Source organism: Ruegeria sp. R14_0 (assembly GCF_017743975.1).
GTDB lineage: Bacteria > Pseudomonadota > Alphaproteobacteria > Rhodobacterales > Rhodobacteraceae > Ruegeria.
The window spans coordinates 269,856-288,210 of record NZ_JAGHRC010000005.1 but is presented as its reverse complement, the minus strand read 5'-3'; the positions used below and the strand labels follow the sequence as shown (position 1 = coordinate 288,210).

The following is an 18,355-nucleotide window of genomic DNA, read 5'->3' as shown; positions in this document are numbered from 1 at the left end:
TTTTGTACGGAATATCACTGGCATTTGTCCCGCGCCAGCCCGATACAGAGATATGGCTGACGGCGTGGATTTGGATCAATGACACAGACAACCAGCACCGAGGGTTTTCAGCGCGCAGAGCGGCTGCAAGGCATCGAGCTGTCCGAGATCGTCCGTATCTCGGAACATGCAGCACGTCTTCGCGCGCAAGGCGTCGACGTTGTCGCGCTCAGCACAGGTGAGCCGGATTTTCCGACGCCAGATCATGTGGTTGAAGCAGCGAACAGGGCGGCTGTTGACGGCCAGACCCGCTATCCCGCGACTGCCGGAACGCCAGCCTTACGCGAGGCAATCGCAGCAGGGGCGGGCGCGCAGCCTGAGAATGTCATTGTGTCTACGGGGGCCAAGCAGGTCTTGTCCGGCGCGATGATGGCCACACTGAACCCAGGCGACGAGGTGATTACCGCCGCGCCGTTCTGGACAAGCTATGCGGATATGGTCACGTTGGCGGGCGGTGTTCCCACCATCCTCAGCTGCCCGGCTGAACAGGGCTTCAAACTAAGGCCGGGCCAGTTGGAAGCCGCGATCACTCCGCGCACCCGTTGGGTGCTGCTGAACACGCCGTCCAATCCCACTGGCGCTGTCTATTCCAAAACGGAATTGCAAGCATTGGGGGCCGTGCTGAAAAAGCACCCGCAAGTCTGGGTGGTTTCAGATGAGATCTATCAGTACCTTTCCTACGTGCCATTCACACCTTTTGTGCAAGCGGTGCCCGAGCTGGCGGATCGCACTCTGACCGTGAACGGGGTGTCCAAGGCCTATTCGATGACCGGTTGGCGCATTGGCTGGGGTGTTGGGCCTGTGCCACTGATCAAAGCGATGATTGCAGTACAGGGGCAAATCACCTCGGGCGCGTGCTCGATTGCTCAGGCCGCAGCATTAGAGGCGATCACAGGCCCGCAAGACTTGCTGTCCGAGCGGCGCAAGGCGATGCGCGTGTGCCGGGATTTGGTGGTGGACGGGCTGAACCGGGCCGGGTTGGAATGCGCAGTTCCGGATGGGGCGTTCTACGTCTTTCCCAAAACGCCTGCGAAAATGCCCGTGGACCACGAATTCTGCCGTTATCTGCTGGATGAGGCCGGCGTCGCCCTGGTGCCTGGGCGTGCCTTTGGGATGCCGGGGCATCTGCGGCTTTCCTTTGCCTATGCGACGGAAAGCCTGCAAGAAGGGGTGCGCCGTATCGCGGACGCCACCGCCAAACTGTAACCGAAGAAGACCGGGAAAACCCAATGGATCGCGCTCAGATCGTTCACGAAAATTTCCTGACCCGGGTCGCCAATCGCGACTTTCCCGATGGCGAGAAGCCCCGCCCGGGGCTTAGCAACACCGATGCGGTATCGCTGTACCGGTCACAAGTCCTCAGCCGCGCTTTGGACCGAACCAGCCGAGCGATGCAGAAGGCAGGGCAGGGGTTTTACACTATCGGCTCGTCGGGTCACGAAGGCATGGCCGCGGTTGCGCGTGCGTTGCGCCCAACGGACATTGCCTTTCTTCATTACCGGGATGCGGCGTTCCAGATTGCGCGGGCCGAGCAGGTGCCGGGGCAACAAATCGCATGGGACATGTTGCTGAGCTTTGCTTGTTCAAAAGAGGATCCGACGTCAGGCGGACGGCACAAGGTGCTGGGCTCCAAGGCGCTGACGATCCCGCCGCAGACCTCGACCATTGCCAGCCATCTGCCCAAGGCGGTGGGCGCGGCCTATGCGCTGGGCGCGGCCCGGCGGCACGATCCAGAACACCGCGAGCTGCCCGAGGACGGGATTGCGATGTGCTCTTTCGGGGATGCCTCGGCCAACCATTCCACAGCGCAGGGCGCGATCAACACAGCTGGGTGGACCAGCGTGCAATCGACACCTCTGCCGCTGCTCTTTGTGTGCGAGGACAACGGGATCGGTATCTCGGTCAAAACCCCGAAAGGCTGGATACAGGCGTCAATGGAGTATCGCCCGGGGATCAAGTATTTTCAGGCCAACGGTCTGGACATCTATGAGACCTTTTCAGTCGCGCAGGAGGCAGCGGAATACGTTCGAACTCGGCGCAAGCCAGCCTTCCTGCATCTGAAAACTGTTCGTCTCTATGGTCATGCCGGGGCGGATGTGCCGACCACTTACATGCCGAAGTCTGAGGTCGAGGCGGATGAGGCAAACGATCCCTTGTTGCACTCTGTGCGTCTGCTGGATCAGGCAGGGGCGTTGACGTCGGAGCAAGCTCTGAAAATCTATCAGGACACCTGTGATCGCACAGACCGGATCGCCGCCGAGGCCGCCACACGCCCCCATCTGGCCAATGCGTCCGAAGTGATGGCCAGCCTGATCCCGCCCAAACGCACCTGCAAGCCCACCAACGGCCCCAGCGCCGAGGCGCGTGCCAAGGCGTTTGGCAGCGATATGCGCGCGATGGAGGACCCTCAGCCTATGAGCCGCCTGATCAACTGGGCGCTCACTGATCTGATGCTGGAACACGGTGAGATCGTGTGTATGGGCGAAGACGTGGGTCGCAAGGGCGGCGTATATGGTGTGACGCAGAAACTGCAGCAACGCTTTGGTCAGGATCGCGTGATCGACACTTTGCTGGACGAGCAGTCCATTCTGGGGCTGGCGATTGGAATGGGGCATAACGGGTTTGTCCCGATCCCTGAAGTCCAGTTCCTTGCCTATCTGCACAATGCCGAGGATCAGATCCGGGGTGAGGCCGCGACACTGCCGTTCTTCTCGAACGGGCAGTTCACCAACCCAATGGTCCTGCGGATTGCGGGGCTTGGGTATCAAAAAGGGTTCGGCGGGCATTTCCACAATGACAACTCGCTGGCTGTTCTGCGCGACATTCCCGGCGTGATCATCGCCTGCCCCTCGACCGGGGCGGACGCGGCGCAGATGCTGCGCGAATGCGTGAGGTTGGCGCGGGAAGAGCAGAGGGTGATTGTTTTCCTGGAACCCATCGCCCTGTACCCGATGCGCGATCTGCACGAGGCGCAGGATGCGGGCTGGATGACCACCTATCCCTCGACAGATCAGCGGATTGGGCTTGGCGAGGTTGGCGTGCATGGGGACGGCACCGATCTGGCCATCGTCACCTATGGCAACGGTCACTATCTATCGAAACAGGCCCTGCCCGAGTTGGAGGCCGCCGGGGTAAAGACGCGCATCATCGACATGCGCTGGCTGGCTCCCTTACCGGTCGAAGCGCTGCGCGAGGCGACCAAACCTTGCGCGAATGTCCTGATCGTTGACGAATGTCGGCGCACCGGCAGCCAGTCAGAGGCGTTGATGACTTTCTTTGTTGAAGAGACACCGACTACTCCGATCGCGCGCGTCGCGGCCGAGGATTGTTTCATCGCAACCGGCCCGGCCTATGCGGCCCCATTGCCGTCGAAAGACGGGATTGTCGCGGCTGCGTTGAAACTGACCGGAGGCCGCTTATGACCCGTACAGCCGTCGCTATCTGCCCGGGGCGGGGAACCTATAACAAGCCCGAGCTTGGTTATCTTCATCGCCATCACGCGCACCGTATGGACCTGTTCCAGAGTTTCGACGCCATTCGCGCTGAGGCTGGGCAGGAGGCTGTCACCGCCTTGGATGGAGCCGCGCGATTTACGGTGTCCAAGTACTCGAAGGGCGACGTTGCCTCACCCCTGATCTACGCGGCGTCCTTGGCAGATGCGCAAGCGCTGGCCAAGGATATCGAGGTTGTCGCGGTCACCGGCAACTCAATGGGCTGGTACATTGCTCTGGCCGCGGCTGGCGCGCTGTCCGCTGAAAACGGGTTCCGCGTTGTGAACACGATGGGCACGCTGATGCAGGACCATCTGATCGGTGGTCAATTGGTGTACCCCTTTGTCGGTGACGATTGGGCGAATGATGTGGCCCGCAAAGCCGAACTGCTGGCGGATGTTGCGCGTATCAACGCGATCGAGGGTCACGACCTGGCTCTGTCCATCGATCTGGGTGGGATGTTGGTGTTGGCTGGCAATGAAAAAGGGCTTGAGGCGTTTGAGGCGTCGCAGCCCGCCGTGCAGGATCGATTTCCGATGCGGCTGGCGAACCACGCGGCGTTTCACACGTCCTTACAGGCTCCGGTCGCCGCCGAGGGGCGGGCGCGGCTGGGCGCAGAGTTGTTTGGACAGCCGAAACACCCTCTGATCGATGGTCGCGGCAAGATCTGGTGGCCCGGGGCGACGGATACCAAGGCGCTCTGGGGCTATACTCTTGGCCACCAAGTGACCCAGCCCTATGACTTCACCCGCGCAATCCAGACCGCTGCGCATGAGTTTGCGCCTGATTTATTCATCGTGACCGGACCCGGCGCGACTTTGGGGGGCGCGGTGGCACAATCGCTGGTTTTGGCGGATTGGCATGGGATGGGCGACAAGGCAGCATTCCATGCGAAACAGGATGGAAAACCATTCCTGATCGCAATGGGGCGCGAGGATCAAAGGGCGCTTGCAACTGGCTGACGCTGCCCCGATGATCCGCGCAATTTCAAGGAGTCTTGTGTGAGCGACCACGACCAGTCCCTCTGGCTGAACACATGCCGCGAGCATGTCGAACCGAGCGCTGCGGCCGGTGACCTAACCGTCGACTTGGCGGTGATTGGCGGCGGCTATACAGGATGTTCGGCAGCTTTGTGGGCGGCGCAGTCCGGGGCTTCGGTGTGTTTGCTTGAGGCGGAAGAGATCGGGCACGGCGGTTCCGGGCGAAACGTCGGGTTGGCCAATGCGGGTCTGTGGTTGCCGCCCGCCGAAATCCGCGCACATCTGGGGGATGCCGCCGGAGATCGCCTGATTGATCTGTTGGCTGCGGCCCCGGCTGAGGTGTTCGACCTCATCGACCGGCACGCGATCGACTGCGAACCTGTGCGCAACGGCACCCTTCATTGCGCACATTCGGCTGCTGGCTTTCGCGATCTGGAGGCCCGGCACGCCCAACTGACCTCTGCCGGAGCGCCCGTTGAGCTGCTGACAGCGGAACAAGCCGGTCGACGCACCGGTAGCGAAGCCTTTCACGGTGCCCTATTTGATCCGCGCGCGGGAACGATTCAGCCTCTGGCTTACGTATGTGGTCTTGCGCGCGCGGCAGCAGAAGCGGGGGCGTTGATCCTCACGCAAAACCCGGTGCGGTCGATGCAACATGAAGATGGCGTTTGGCTGCTGACGACCGCAAAGGGCACGGTGCGGGCAAGGTCGGTGATACAAGCCACCAACGCGTATCATCGTGACTTGGCGGCCTCTGCCCCGGCCTACGTGCCGGTCTACTATTTTCAGTACGCCACCGCTCCGCTGTCGGACAACTTGCGCGCCAGCGTCTTGCCGGGGGGCGAGGGGTGTTGGGATACGGGCCTGATCATGACTTCGTTCCGAATGGACCAAGAGGGGCGGTTTATCATTGGTGCCATGGGGGACCTGGATCAGGCAGGCGGGGCGTTTCACAAAAGCTGGGTCCGACGCAAACTGGCGCAGCTTTATCCTCAGTTGGCCGATCAGAAGTTGATCGAAGGGTGGCATGGGCGCATCGCCATGACCTCGGATCATATCCCAAAAATCACACAGATTGGTCCCAATGCCCTGTCTGTTCACGGCTATTCAGGGCGCGGGATCGGACCGGGCACGGTTTTCGGTCGCCTTGCCGCCGAAAGTCTGTTGCAGAGTGATCCGAGCCTGTTGCCGGTTCCTGCAATCCGGGACTACCGGGAAAACTGGAAGGGCCTGCGCCGCGCGTATTTCGAAACCGGCGCGGCGCTGACCCATTTTGTCAAAGCGCGGTTCTGAGGTCAGACCGCGCGGGTGATGCCGCCATCGACGCGGATATTCTGCCCTGTGATATAGCCGCCGCCTTCTGACGCCAGCATGGCCACGACTGAGGCGATCTCGTCATAGCTGCGCCCGTACCGACCCAACGGGATGCGCGATCGGAATTCCTCTTTCTCGGGCAGGCTGTCGATGAAGCCGGGCAAGACGTTGTTCATGCGGATGTTGTCCGCTGCGTATTTGTCCGAGAACAGCTTGGTAAAGGCGGCCAGACCTGCTCGGAACACGCCCGAGGTGGGGAACACCGGATCGGGCTCGAACGCGGCAAAGGTCGAGATGTTGATGATCGACCCGCCGCCTTGCGCCTGCATGATCGGGGTCACCAACCGTGTCGGTCGGACGGCGTTCAAAAAGTAGACGTCCATCCCGGTGTGCCAGTCCTCATCCGTCAGTTCCAGCACCGGAGCACGTGGTCCGTGGCCCGCCGAGTTGACCAGCACATCAACGCGCCCCCAATGGCTCATCGCTGCGTCAACCAGTTTTTGCAGATCGTCCGTTGACTGGTTCGACCCGGTGACGCCCACGCCGCCCAACTCGTGCGCCAGAGCCTCGCCCTTGCCAGACGATGACAGGATGCCAACCTTGAACCCATCTGCGGCCAGTCTCCGGGCGGAATCCGCGCCCATCCCGCTGCCACCTGCCGTAATCAGCGCCACTTTGGTCATGTGAAGTCTCCATGTTTTGGTGAATCCAAGATGCGCTTTGGGCGTTCGTTTGACCAATCAGTTCTACTGGTCATATGCTGTAGAAAAACTACAGGGTGATTTGATGACGGCTCTTCCACCGCTGAACGCGTTGCGCGCGTTCGAAGCTGCGGCACGGCATCTGAATTTTCGGTTGGCGGCCGAGGAATTGAGCGTCACACAGGGGGCCGTCGCCCAGCAGGTGCGCGGGCTTGAGGCGCGGTTGGGAATGCCGCTTTTTGACCGCCTGCCGCGTGGCCTTGCGCTGACCGAGGCAGGGCGGCGGTTTCATGCCCCTTTGCGCAAGGCGTTCCGCCTGATCGAAGGTGCCGTCGAAGACCTGTCAGGCGATCGTCAAATCACCATCTCCGTAACACCCAGTTTTGCCTCGAAATGGTTGGTGCCCCGTCTGTCGGGTTTTACCAAAAGCCACCCCGAGATCGCCGTTCAGGTCGATGCGCGCGAGCGTTTGGCGGATTTCCAAAGCGACGGCGTGGATATCGCCGTGCGGCAAGGAAGGGGCCCGTTCGGGTCGGGGCTGACCGCGGTGCCGCTGTTTTCGACCGGATTTGTCCCGGTCTGCAGCCCTGAAACCGCGGCTCGCATCACCCGGCCTGCTGATTTGGCGCAGCACATACTTCTAAACGACACGCATGGGCTGTGGCCTTTGTTTCTGCAGAGGGCAGGCGTTGTGGGTAAGCCAAAGATGATGAGCTTCAGCCAAAGCAGCCTCGCCATCGACGCGGCTGTGTCGGGGCAGGGTGTAGCTTTGGCGAACGAGCCTTTGGTTTCCGCCTTGTTGGAGGCGGGGCAACTGGTGCGGCCGATCCCCGACGAATTGGTCGAGGATCTGGGGTTTTACATCGTCGCGCCCAAACAGCCGCGTCAGCCGGAGCTGGTGGCGCTGATGAAGAACTGGCTGCTGTCGCAGGCTTGAGGCCGCGCAACGTGTTACGCGGTCACTGGAAAACTTACCTAACCTTAGGAATGGAATTGCCGCCTGCAACGCGTTAGGTGACTTTTAGGCAAACGGAGGTGCGCGATGGGGATCCGCTTTTTCTCGGACAAGAACCGGCCGGTCCATATGGGCCCTTATCCGCTGGAGCGGTTGGCGCGGCAAGGCGACATGCCGGATTTGTCGGGGGTGCGGCCGATGCCCAAACTCAGCTTTCACCGACCCGAACAGCCGGAAAGCATCGTTAACGCGATGGGTGAGTTTCAGGCAATGATGGACACTATTCGCGACGGGTTTGTGAACCCGGTGCTGTCCGAGATTCCGGCCGACCCGGCAGAGCGGGCGAACCACCTTAAGGCCTTTGGCTATTTCAACGACGCGTCGATGATGGGCTGCGGGCCATTGCCCGCTGCGGCGATGCTGTCCGAGCCCCGGCGCAACCCAGATATCGAACGTCTGGCGCACGCGCTGAAGACGCGGCAGACCAAGACGCTGGCGTCCGGTATTGACCTGATCATGGCCGATCTGAAGGACAGCATGGAGGCCGCACCTAGGCCGATGACGTCACATCGCCATGCCATTGTCTTCCTGTATGAACATAACCGAGACCCGGCGCTGGATGAGCCCGGCGCGGAGTGGATCATGGATGCGCAGGATCACCGGGCCTGCCTGCTGGCCACCGAAAATGCGGTGGTGATTGCGAATTACATCCGGCTTTTAGGGTTTGATGCCCGTGCGCATACGGCCATGTCATCCGAGGTTGACCTGGGCAAGCTGGCTGTGGCGGCGGGGTTGGCCTCGGATGAGGGGGGCGATGTTGTCGTGCCGTGGCTGGGGAAGCGTTTCGGTTTGGCGGCGGTCACAACCGAGATGGAGATCGCGCATGACCAGCCTTTGCAACCCATGGCACAACAGCCGTGGTTTCGAACGCAGGGCCCTGCGTGGTGGTTGGGCAAAGGCTTTGCCAAGAATGCCCTGAACCGCGATCCTTATGCCAAGCGTCGCTATGCCGATGGGGCGCATCCGTTCGAACGGCTCAAGCGCGTCACCGACCCGACCACCTATATCGACGAAGAGAATGTGGCCCGCGTTCCCAAACGCGCGGATATGTTCGCGCGTGCGCAGTTTGGCGACATGGGCAAATCGCTGCAAGACGCTGCGAAGGGTGGGCACTACGTCCGCAAATCCGCGCCAAGCTTCGCGCAACGTCGTTTGCTTGGCGCTTTTGTTCTGTTGCAAGACGGGGCCAGCGCGGGCAATCCGCGCCAGACAGATGCTGCGCGGAACGCGGCGAATATCAAGGCCGCGTCTTACTTTCTTGGCGTCGATGCTGTGGGCCTGAGCCGGTGCCCGGAATGGGCGTGGTATTCCCACGATGCGACCGGAGAAGAGATCAATCCACCCCATGATCAGGCCATCAGCATGATCATCGACCAGGGCTATGAGACGATGGAGGGCGCAAGTGGGGACGACTGGATCAGCGTCGCTCAATCCATGCGCGCCTACCTTCGGTTTTCCCTGCTGGGCGGCGTAATCGCGCAGCAGATACGGAACCTAGGCTATAAGGCGCGGGCGCACACTGTGATGGATGGCGAGGTGCTGCAACCACCCCTTTTGTTGCTGTCAGGATTGGGCGAAGTCAGTCGCATTGGTGAGGTCATCCTGAACCCCTATCTCGGCCCACGCCTGAAATCCGGTGCGGTCACAACTGATATGCCGATTGAGCACGACAAGCCGATTGATTTTGGCCTGCAAACGTTCTGCGAAAGTTGCAACAAATGCGCGCGCGAATGCCCTTCCGGTGCGATCACTGCCGGGCCTAAGCTGATGTTCAACGGCTATGAAATCTGGAAATCCGACAGCCAGAAATGCGCGACATATCGGGTCACCACCCCGGGCGGTGCGATGTGCGGACGATGCATGAAAACCTGTCCGTGGAACCTCGAAGGGATCTTCAAGGAACGCCCTTTCCGTTGGGCGGCAATGAACATTCCGCAAGCGGCCCCTGCGCTGGCCAAACTGGATGATGCTGTGGGCAATGGTGGCCTGAACGACACCAAGAAGTGGTGGTGGGACATCGAGCTGCAGCCGGACGGTGCCTATTATCCCAGCCGGCATCCTTTGAACCGGCGCGATCTGCAAGCCGATCTGGATTTGAAATACGAAGACCAAACGCTGGCCGTTTATCCCGCCTATCTGGCCCCGCATCCGTGGCCCTATCCCTTTGCAATGGACCGCGAGGCCGGGATTGAAGCCTATGACGCGATGGTCACTGCGGACGAATACAAGGCCCGTAAGGCGGCTGGGGATATGTCCGTCATCCATCGCTACACCATCGCAGGCGACGCGCCTGTGATGCGCGTTGCTTTGACCAAGGTCGACAAAATGACTGCAGATGTGACCAAGTACGAGTTTTCTGCGCTCAATGGCGCGCCGTTGCCGGACTGGACGGCCGGGGCGCATCTGGACGTACTGGTCGCGCCCGAGTTCCTGCGGCAATACTCCATGTCTGGCGATCCCTCTGATAGTTCTGTTTATCAGATCGGTGTCCTGCGCGAGGATGAAGGGCGCGGCGGGTCAGCTTTGCTGCATCGAATCTTTAATGAGGGGCGCAAGGTCTTCATTTCGAAGCCGATCAACCATTTCGAACTGGACGAGCGCGCGACAAAGACCTTCCTGATGGGTGGCGGGATCGGCATCACGCCGATGATCGCCTTTGCACACCGGTTGCACAGTTTAGGCAAACCGTTTGCGCTGCACTATTCCGCCAGCACACGGGACAGCGCCGGGTATCTGGATGATCTGGCTGCAATGCCTTGGGCAGATTGCGTGCACTACCATTTCTCGGACGAGGGCACGCGCGCTGATCTGGATGGGATACTGGCAGGCTACCAGAATGGGTGGCATGTTTATACCTGTGGGCCGGATCGCTATATGGACGGCGTAATTCAAGCGGCAGAAAGGCAGGGATTCCCCGAAGAGGCGCGGCACCTTGAGTATTTCTCGGTTCCCGAACAGCCTGAATACGAGAACCACCCATTCACTCTGAGGCTGGCCAAAACTGGCCGGGAACTGACCGTGCCAGCAGACAAAGACGCGGCGCAGGTGCTGAACGAAGCCGGGATCCATGTGGACGTAAAGTGCGCAGATGGCATCTGCGGCGTCTGTAAATGTGCCGTTGTTTCCGGCGAGGTCGAGCATCGCGATTTCGTTCTGTCGAACGCGCAGCGCAAGGGGGCGATCATCCTGTGCCAAAGCCGCGCTGCCGAACCCGATGGGGTGATCGAACTCGACCTTTGATCCGAAGTCTGAAAACGACTTCGTGAAACATCAAAATTGGTCGTTCCGACCATGGACGCCGGGTGAAGGCTGGACTAACGTCCACTCCGAACCCCAGTGAACCCTGATCAACAGGTGCGAGGTACTTTCATGGATTATCACAGCCCCGCCAGTTTCGCCGAGGCGTCGGCCCTGGCTGCAAATGCAACGGGCATCACACGTTTTCTGGCAGGCGGCACGGATGTTCTGGTGCAGCTGCGCTCGGAACTGGTGACGCCGGATACGCTGATCGACATCAAGAAAATCGAGGGTGTCAGTGACATCACCCGTAACGGTGATGGCAGCTGGACACTGGGCGTCGCTGCCACCGGTGCCGAGATGAGCGAGCATGCCGAACTGGGTCGCGACTGGCCCGGTGTGGTTGAGGCGATGGACCTGATCGGCTCGACTCAGGTACAGGGTCGCGCGACTCTGACCGGCAACCTGTGCAATGGCTCGCCGGCGGCGGATTCGGTTCCGGCAATGATTGCCGCAGGTGTAACCGTTACCGTGACCGGACCAGAGGGTACCCGTGAGGTGGCAGTCGAAGACATCCCCACCGGCCCCGGCAAAACGTCGCTGGGCAAGGGTGAGGTGATCTCGGCCGTCAACATCCCCGCACGTGGTGAGAATGGTGGCGACGCGTATCTGCGCTTTATCCCGCGCACCGAGATGGACATTGCCGTGGTCGGCGTGGGTGTCAGCCTGCGTCTGGACGGAGACACCGTCACCGAAGCGCGCGTGTCCCTGGGCGCCGTGGCCCCAACCGTCCTGCTGGTCGAAGACTGCGCCAAGGCCATTATCGGCAGCACTTTGGATGAGGCCGCGCTGGATGCGCTGGCCGCGGCGGCATCTGCCGCTTGCAACCCGATCGACGACAAACGCGGCACGATCGCATTTCGCACCGAGGTCGCTGGCGTTCTGGCCAAGCGTGCCGCGAAAATTGCCTATACCCGTGCCAAGGGAGAAGACGTATGAGCAAGCTCCACGTATCCACCACAGTAAATGGTGACGCGGTCGAATATCTGTGCGACCCGCGCGAAACCCTGTTGGACTGTCTGCGCGACAAGCTGAACCTGACCGGCGCGAAAGAGGGCTGTGGCACCGGCGACTGTGGCGCGTGCTCGGTCTCGGTTGACGGCCGTTTGGTCTGCTCTTGCCTCATGCTGGGCGTTGAGGCGGATGGCAAAAGCATCGAAACCGTCGAAGGTATTGCGGACGGTGACGTTCTGCATCCGTTGCAGAAGAAGTTCATCGAACATGCCGCGCTTCAGTGCGGCATCTGCACTCCGGGCATTCTGGTGGCGGCCAAGTCGCTGCTGGAGAAAAACCCCAACCCGACCGAAGAGGAAACCCGGTATTGGCTGGCAGGTAACCTCTGCCGCTGCACGGGTTATGACAAGATCATTCGTGCCGTGATGGAAACGGCGGAAGAGCTGCGGGAGGCTTCGTAATGGCACTCGACGATCGTAAATCGGAATTCACTTTTGTAGGTACGCGCCCGGACCGTCCCGATGGTCTGGACAAGGTCACGGGCCGCGCCAAGTTTGGGGCAGACATGTCAGCCCCCGGCATGCTGCACGGTGCTGTGCTGCGCTCACCCCACGCACACGCGCGGATCGTTAAGATCGACACCTCGAAAGCCGAAGCGCACAAAGACGTCAAAGCCGTCGTCACCCGCGCGGATTTCTCGGATCAGGTCGAATTCAAACCGGGTCTTGAAGGCGAGTTCTGGAACGTTCTGGAAAACGTCATGGCAGGTGAAAAGGCTCTGTACGACGGTCACGCAGTCGCTGCTGTGGCGGCCACGTCTGCGTTGGCAGCCCGCGACGCGCTGAAGCTGATCGAGGTGGAATACGAAGTGCTGCCGCATGTTACCGATGTGGACAAGGCGATGGCCTCGGACGCTCCGGTCATTCGCGAAGGCGCGGCGGATTACTCCGTGCCCGAAGGTCTGCACCCGAACGTCGTCCGCTATCACGAAAGTGGTCACGGAGATGTTGAGGCCGGTTTTGCCGAGGCGGATCTGGTCATCGAAGACAGCTTTGTCACCGAAGCAACCCACCAGGGTTATATCGAACCGCACGCCTGCCTGGGCATGCTGGGCAATGATGGCAAGGGTGAACTGTGGTGCACCACGCAAGGTCACTGGATCGCGCAGAAAACCTGCGCCGCACTTTTGGGTATTGAAACCTCGCAACTGCGTGTGACAGCGTCCGAAATCGGCGGTGGGTTCGGTGGCAAGACCACTGTGTTTATTGAGCCCGTCGCACTGGCGCTGAGCCGCAAGGCCAATCGCCCGGTTAAAATCGTGATGTCCCGGTCCGAGGTGTTTCGTGCCACGGGTCCGACTGCGTCGGCTTCGATGGACATCAAAATCGGAATGAAAAAGGACGGCACCATCTCGGCCGCCCAAGGCGTGTTCCGCTTGCAGGGTGGGGCCTTCCCCGGCGCGCCGGGCGACATGACCGCAATGTGCGCCTTTGCACCCTACAACCTGACCAACGTTAAGCAGATCGGCTATGATGTTATGGCCAACCGCCCGAAACAGGCCGCGTACCGCGCGCCGGGCGCACCGATGGGTGCCTTTGCTGTTGAGTCTGTGATTGACGAGCTGTGCAAAAAGCTGGGCCTTGATCCGGTCGACGTGCGCCTTAAGAACGCCGCGCATGAGGGCACCAAGGCCAGCTATGGCCCGCGCTATGAGCGGATTGGCCTGGTCGAAACGCTGGAGGCCGCCAAGGCGCATCCGCATTACTCGGCCCCGCTGAAACCGGGGCAGGGGCGCGGTATCTCTTGCGGGTTCTGGTTCAACCACGGCGGTGAGACATCGGTATCGTTGTCTTTGTCTGAGGACGGCTCGGCGCAGTTGATGGTGGGTACACCGGATATCGGCGGTTCGCGCGCGTCAATGGCGTTGATGGCGGCCGAGGTTCTGGGTATTCCCTACGAGAACATCCGCGTAACCATCGCGGATACCGCGACGCTTGGGTACAACGACGTCAGCCACGGCTCGCGTGTGACCTATGCGTCCGGTCTGGCCACGATCAAGGCGGCCAAGCACGCGGTCGAAAAACTGTGTGAACGTGCTGCGGCCAAGTGGGGCATCCCGGTGGATGCGGTGAAATGGGAAAATGGTTGCGCAGTGCCTTCGGGGCCCAACGCAGGGGATTTCGATCCAATGCCGCTGGGCGATATCACGGCTGATATGGGGTCGACCGGCGGCCCGATCTCGGGGCATTTTGAGGCGACGCCAGAAGGCGCGGGCGTGTCCTTTGGCACTCACATCGTCGATGCTGAGGTCGATCCCGAAACCGGCAAGACCAGCATCACCCGCTACACGGTCATTCAGGACGCCGGGAAGGCGATTCACCCGACCTATGTGGAAGGCCAGTATCAGGGTGGAGCTGCGCAAGGCATCGGCTGGGCACTGAACGAGGAATACATCTATGGCGACGATGGTCGCCTGCAGAACTCGATCTTCCTCGACTACCGCATCCCGGTCGCAAGTGACCTGCCGATGATCGACACGGTGATCGTCGAGGTTCCCAACCCCGGTCACCCGTTCGGTGTGCGTGGTGTGGGCGAGACGGGCATCGTGCCACCCCTTGCTGCCATCGCCAACGCGGTGTCGCATGCAGCAGGCGTCCGGATGCGGCAGCTACCGATGTCACCGCCGCGTATTCTGGCCGCGCTCAAGGACAATGGTTGAGGTTCACCTCTGGTCCGGCCTCCGGTCTTTGACCGGGGGCCAACAGGTGGTTGAGGTCGAGGCCAAAACCACCGGTGATCTGTTGCGCGCCCTTGTGCATGCGCACCCGCAGTTACAAGGCCCGATAGATGCGGGCGTGTCGATTGCGATTGATGGCCGTGTCATCGCGACCGGCCTGACAGAACCGATCCCGGAAGGCAGCGAAGTCTACCTGATGCAGCGCCTGAGAGGCGGTTAGCTTTTAGGCGACCAAGGCGCCCGCCCGACCATGCGGTCGGCTTCGGCGGTGATGTCGTTCATGTGGTCCTCGAGGCTTTGGCGTAGGTCTTCGAACTGTTCGTCAGTCGCCTTGCGCGGGACGGTTTCCGTCCATTCCCGGCACAGGAAAACGCCTTCGTTCCGCCATGGACGCGGCATCAGCAGGCGGTCCCAGGTCCCGGCCTCGCGCCCGTGCTTGGCCGAGTAGGTGATCCCGAAAACCCGCTTGCCGGATGTTCGCGCCCAGACCAGCGGTACGGTCGACGACACGCGTTCCGGCCCGCGCGGACCATCTGCGGCGATCCCGATCGAGATCCCTTGCTTCATTTTTCCCAGCACTTCACGTGACAAGGCGACGTGACGCTTGTGGCTGGACATCGCGATCGTATCCATACCGAACAGCTTTTGAACGCGGCCCACCATGCTGCCCGCACGAGCCGACGAGGTGATTGAACAAATGCGCCCTTTGTCCAGAGGATAGAAATATGGCGACTGCGCCAAACGCTGATGCCACAGAACAACAATAACTGGTTCGCCCTGTTCGGCCAGCTGGTCCAGTTCCTCGTACCCGATGCGCTGCCAGCGCGTGTTGCGATTGACCAATCGGATGTAGCTGGCAATGCGCCGCGCCGCCCAGTTCAGCAGGCTTTCGCTGTTGGCAATCTTCTTGCGGATACTCACGGATCGGGTCCCTTATTCTGGCCAAACCGTGTCTTATAGTACTCAACGTAGTGCGCAACTTGTTTGTGGAGCGGAATAGTGGGTGGGAATATGAAAAAGCCTCTTGAGTCCGCCGCGCGGCTGGCATATCTGAGGCGCACCTTAGGGGTATAGCTCAGTTGGTAGAGCGACGGTCTCCAAAACCGTAGGTCGCGGGTTCGAACCCTGCTGCCCCTGCCATTCCTCGAAAACGGAATACGATTAAACCCTTGTCGATGTCTGTCTATTGTGAGGGTGCACAGCTATTGAATGTTCCATAAGCACTCATCCGGCCTAAAGGGTTAAGCGTGCGGGGAATCCTGACAGTTCGACCGCATACGCTGTGTCTGTTGGAGGGTTAACCCAGCAGGAACACGGCGTTTTTACTTGATTTATCAGATTTGTGTCAAAATACTGGCAAAAGTTTGACGACGTAGTTGTGTCGAGTGAAAGGTGTTTTGGGATGGCGTATGGCGAAGATTCTGAAATGACAGAAGATCAAAAGAAGTGGGCTGAATGGACGATGCAGCCTAAGAAGCGTAAGCTGAAACCGACCGACTTTTTGTCCGCCATAGTCATTGCGGCATCTGTTGTTGTGGTAACAGGTGTCCATCACTATCTGACCTTCTAACTGCTTATGAAATAAAGAAACTTGAGCGATACCCGCCTTGCATGGCGGGTTTTGCATTTGTCGAGGCAGGCAATCGCATTGTGCCCGCACACTCGTTCTGCCCGCGCCCTTCAGTTCACGGATCAATCCCGGTTTCCTACGCTCGTGGAATGGCATATGGTCCTGCCCACAACGGACAGGCGGAAGAGGGTTCATGTCGCGCTTTGATGGTTATTTCCTGCGGCAACTGCTGATTCTGTTCGGCTTTTTCACACTTGTTTTGGTGGGTGTCTTCTGGATCACCCGGTCGGTCAGCCTGTTTGATCGCGTGATCAGCGGCGGGCAATCCGCGATGGTGTTTCTGGAATTCACCGCTCTGACTTTGCCGACCCTGATCCGGACTGTGATGCCGATGGCTGTGTTCGCCGCAGCTGTGTATGCCACCAATCGGCTCAGCCGCGAAAGCGAGATGACGGTGATGTTGGCGACAGGTTCCAGCCCCTGGAGACTGGCGCGCGCCGTATTCGTGTTTGGTATTCTGACCGGCCTGATGATGGCGGCCATAAGCGTTTTCCTACGCCCCGCATCGGTCGAGCAGTTGGAACAGCGCCAGGCCGAAGTTGCCGGAGATGTGACCGCGCAGCTGCTAAACGAGGGCGAGTTCTTGCACCCCACGCAAGGCGTAACGGTTTACATCGGAGAGATTGCCCTGGACGGTACGCTGTCTGAGGTATTCGTGTCCGACCGGCGCGACGAAACGAACCCAGTCAGCTACTCCAGTAAAACGGCTTACCTGGTCAATAATGGCACCGGCATTCACCTGGTGATGGTAGACGGCATTGCGCTGCGTTTGAATCAACAGGGCAGAACCTTGTCCTCAACGCTGTTTCAAGATGCCTCGTACGACATATCCGACTTGACGAATTCGGATACGATGGCCCGCCGCAGCCTCGAAGCGATCCCGACCATAGCGCTTTTGGAAGACCGGGAAACGATCATGGAGAATGAGTTCTACACCGAAGGGGAGTTGATCGACGAGCTGCATCAGCGGTTTTCGTGGATTGCTATCTGTATCGCTGTGGCAATGGCCGGGTTTTCGACTTTGATGCTGGGCAGTTTCTCGCGGTTCGGTCTTTGGCCGCAGATTTTTGGGGCTTTCGTGATCCTTGTCCTGCTTGAGGGGGTTCGGGGCTTTGTTTCGCCCGTTGTAATTGACGACCCAAATCTATGGTTTTTGTTGTACCTGCCGGCGATCATCGGGATTGTGATTTCCTGCCTGTTTCTGCTGATTGCTGGACGGCCTTTGCTTCGTAGCCGCCGCGGGGCGAACGGGACACTATCTCAGGCCTGATCCGTACCGCGCAGATCGCTGAGGCTGGCGACCACGTCGCCGAACGCGTCGCTGTCCCGTCGCGTCACGAGGTAAAGCGGCAGCATCAGGTCCAGCGCACCGGCCACAGGTCTGAGTTGGCCCGACTCTACATGGTCCTGAATGACGTATTCGGGGAAATACCCGGTTCCACCTCGCCTTAGCACATAGCGCAACCCCATCATGCAGTTGCCCAGAAAGACCGTCTGTGCAGATGCTTTGCGCGCGGCAGATCGCACGTGGTCCTGATAGACCTCACCCAGTTCCAGATTGACGAAGACCGGATCATTTCCGGCCTCAGGCGTCTCAACCAACAGCAGGCGTTCCGGGGCGAGCTCTTGATGCAAAACCCGCGGATCGGACGGTTTCTCATGTGTCAGGGCCGCGTCCAGCACATGGGTTGCCACTGCTTCGACCATGTTCAGGTCGTGATCGTAGTTCAGAGTCAGCAGCAACTGTCCGTGGCGCTGTTCGTAGCTTACGGCCAGATCGACCAGCAGTGGATCCCAAATGCTCAACTGGGCACCCAGGCGCAATGCGACCCGGTTTTGTGTCTGCCCTGGCAGATCGCGTGAGGCAAAAGACCAGAGCGACATCATCTGTTCCGCATATGGGCGAAATTGACGACCGAACTCGGTCAGGTTGGTACCGCCCGCGCCGCGTGTGAAAAGTGCCTTACCTGTTTCCTCTTCAATCAGACGGATGCGGGCACTGACCGCAGTCTGTGTCACGTTCAATTTGCGCGCGGCGGCGTGAAACCCGCCGGTTTCCGCAACACACAAAAATGTCTCAAGAGCTTTGAACTGCATGTTGAAAACAATTTTTGATCGAAATGATAAAATCAATTCATTTTTTTGAGTGGTGGTTTTTTATCTATATTGACCTCAGCAGATCAGCGCGAGGAACGAC

General features: G+C 60.0%; 15 protein-coding genes and 1 tRNA gene. 13 read left to right on the top strand and 3 right to left on the bottom strand.

Annotated elements, in window-relative coordinates; genetic code table 11:
- The first annotated feature begins 78 nt into the window (after positions 1–78).
- From J7416_RS16085 to J7416_RS16070, 4 genes are read left to right on the top strand one after another with little or no spacing between them, the layout of a single operon-like run.
- Complete coding sequence (locus tag J7416_RS16085) at positions 79–1,245, top strand: pyridoxal phosphate-dependent aminotransferase (protein WP_209226206.1); 1,167 nt, start codon at positions 79–81, stop codon at positions 1,243–1,245.
- A 23-nt stretch (positions 1,246–1,268) separates the two neighbouring features.
- On the top strand, positions 1,269–3,461 hold the full coding sequence (locus tag J7416_RS16080) for a thiamine pyrophosphate-dependent enzyme (RefSeq protein ID WP_209226203.1): 2,193 nt from the start codon (positions 1,269–1,271) through the stop codon (positions 3,459–3,461).
- Entirely contained in the window at positions 3,458–4,492 is a 1,035-nt protein-coding gene (locus J7416_RS16075) for an ACP S-malonyltransferase (protein WP_209226201.1), read from the top strand. The genes J7416_RS16080 and J7416_RS16075 overlap by 4 nt, the downstream gene beginning before the upstream one ends.
- 39 nt (positions 4,493–4,531) lie before the next feature.
- On the top strand, positions 4,532–5,803 hold the full coding sequence (locus tag J7416_RS16070; RefSeq protein WP_209226200.1) for an FAD-binding oxidoreductase: 1,272 nt from the start codon (positions 4,532–4,534) through the stop codon (positions 5,801–5,803).
- Positions 5,804–5,805: 2 nt separating this feature from the next.
- Here J7416_RS16070 and J7416_RS16065 read toward each other — a convergent pair whose 3' ends face one another.
- Positions 5,806–6,507 carry an SDR family oxidoreductase gene (locus tag J7416_RS16065; RefSeq protein WP_209226198.1) on the bottom strand — a complete coding sequence of 234 codons (702 nt, stop codon included), beginning with the start codon at positions 6,505–6,507 and terminating at the stop codon, positions 5,806–5,808.
- Positions 6,508–6,610: 103 nt separating this feature from the next.
- Here J7416_RS16065 and gcvA point away from each other — a divergent pair, with 103 nt between their 5' ends.
- The 6 genes from gcvA (at position 6,611) to J7416_RS16035 (ending at position 14,748) form a co-directional block, all read left to right on the top strand.
- The gene (gene gcvA / locus J7416_RS16060; protein ID WP_209226196.1) at positions 6,611–7,462 is read left to right on the top strand and encodes a transcriptional regulator GcvA; all 852 of its coding nucleotides are present in this window, start codon (positions 6,611–6,613) and stop codon (positions 7,460–7,462) included.
- Positions 7,463–7,567: 105 nt separating this feature from the next.
- On the top strand, positions 7,568–10,780 hold the full coding sequence (locus tag J7416_RS16055; RefSeq protein WP_209226194.1) for a reductive dehalogenase: 3,213 nt from the start codon (positions 7,568–7,570) through the stop codon (positions 10,778–10,780).
- Between the two features lie 129 nt (positions 10,781–10,909).
- Complete coding sequence (locus J7416_RS16050) at positions 10,910–11,776, top strand: xanthine dehydrogenase family protein subunit M (RefSeq protein ID WP_209226193.1); 867 nt, start codon at positions 10,910–10,912, stop codon at positions 11,774–11,776.
- Complete coding sequence (locus J7416_RS16045) at positions 11,773–12,252, top strand: (2Fe-2S)-binding protein (protein WP_170427320.1); 480 nt, start codon at positions 11,773–11,775, stop codon at positions 12,250–12,252. Before J7416_RS16050 ends, J7416_RS16045 begins: the two co-directional genes overlap by 4 nt.
- On the top strand, positions 12,252–14,510 hold the full coding sequence (locus tag J7416_RS16040; RefSeq protein WP_209226192.1) for a xanthine dehydrogenase family protein molybdopterin-binding subunit: 2,259 nt from the start codon (positions 12,252–12,254) through the stop codon (positions 14,508–14,510). The genes J7416_RS16045 and J7416_RS16040 overlap by 1 nt, the downstream gene beginning before the upstream one ends.
- Positions 14,503–14,748, top strand: a complete 246-nt coding sequence (locus tag J7416_RS16035; protein WP_209226191.1) for a MoaD/ThiS family protein — start codon at positions 14,503–14,505, stop codon at positions 14,746–14,748. The genes J7416_RS16040 and J7416_RS16035 overlap by 8 nt, the downstream gene beginning before the upstream one ends.
- On the opposite strand, the gene J7416_RS16030 is transcribed toward J7416_RS16035, so the two are convergent.
- Complete coding sequence (locus J7416_RS16030) at positions 14,745–15,449, bottom strand: DUF374 domain-containing protein (protein ID WP_209226189.1); 705 nt, start codon at positions 15,447–15,449, stop codon at positions 14,745–14,747. The two genes, J7416_RS16035 and J7416_RS16030, sit on opposite strands and share 4 nt — an antisense overlap.
- Before the next feature lie 143 nt (positions 15,450–15,592).
- On the opposite strand from J7416_RS16030, the gene J7416_RS16025 reads away from it, so the two are divergent.
- The 3 genes from J7416_RS16025 to lptF all read left to right on the top strand — a co-directional run bounded on the left by J7416_RS16025 (position 15,593) and on the right by lptF (position 17,428).
- A tRNA-Trp gene (locus J7416_RS16025) sits at positions 15,593–15,668 on the top strand.
- A 286-nt stretch (positions 15,669–15,954) separates the two neighbouring features.
- A complete protein-coding gene (locus J7416_RS16020) occupies positions 15,955–16,098 on the top strand; it encodes a hypothetical protein (RefSeq protein WP_209226188.1) in 144 nt (47 codons plus the stop codon).
- 193 nt (positions 16,099–16,291) lie between these two features.
- Entirely contained in the window at positions 16,292–17,428 is a 1,137-nt protein-coding gene (gene lptF, locus J7416_RS16015) for an LPS export ABC transporter permease LptF (RefSeq protein WP_209226187.1), read from the top strand.
- Here lptF and J7416_RS16010 read toward each other — a convergent pair.
- Positions 17,419–18,255: a LysR family transcriptional regulator gene (locus J7416_RS16010; RefSeq protein WP_209226185.1), complete on the bottom strand. Its 837-nt coding sequence runs from the start codon at positions 18,253–18,255 to the stop codon at positions 17,419–17,421. The genes lptF and J7416_RS16010 overlap by 10 nt on opposite strands.
- Between the last annotated feature and the right edge of the window lie 100 nt (positions 18,256–18,355).